1 protein-coding gene is annotated in these 419 nt (G+C 61.3%); it reads left to right on the top strand.

Features of this window, described 5'->3' with window-relative positions:
* Nucleotides 1–172 precede the first annotated feature (172 nt).
* Nucleotides 173–313, top strand: a complete 141-nt coding sequence (gene rpmH / locus E2E34_RS35115) for a 50S ribosomal protein L34 (RefSeq protein WP_005411729.1) — start codon at nucleotides 173–175, stop codon at nucleotides 311–313.
* Nucleotides 314–419: the final 106 nt, after the last annotated feature.

The raw sequence follows: 419 nt of genomic DNA on the forward strand, positions 1-419 counted from the left end.
GACTACCACCGAGCGCCCGCCTTCGGAATGCTTGTCCCCTACTTATTCACAAAAACATCCACAGCTATTGCACAGCCCGGTGAATTCGCGTAGCTGCCAGGGGTTGACGCGGGGTAGGGTACCTCTCTAGAATTTCCGGTTCTTTCCGTCCCATTCATACGAGAGGCCCCCAATGGCCACGAAGCGCACCTACCAGCCCAGCAACCTCAAGCGTAAGCGCGACCACGGCTTCCGTGCCCGTATGAAGACCGCTGACGGCCGCAAGATCCTGTCGCGTCGCCGCGCCAAGGGCCGCAAAGTCCTGAGCGCCTGATTGCCATGCCGCACCCCGCGGCAGACGCAATCCCTTCGACAGTGAATACTGCAGACCCGCGCAAGCGATTCCCTCGCTCTGCGCGGGTTCGCACGCGTGCCGAATA

Source organism: Streptomyces albidochromogenes (assembly GCF_005981925.1).
Lineage (GTDB): Bacteria > Actinomycetota > Actinomycetes > Streptomycetales > Streptomycetaceae > Streptomyces > Streptomyces albidochromogenes.

Bases quoted from the DNA above. Each gene is read 5' to 3' on its own strand.
- rpmH (WP_005411729.1), top strand. From the start codon at position 173: ATGGCCACGAAGCGCACCTACCAGCCCAGCAACCTCAAGCGTAAGCGC.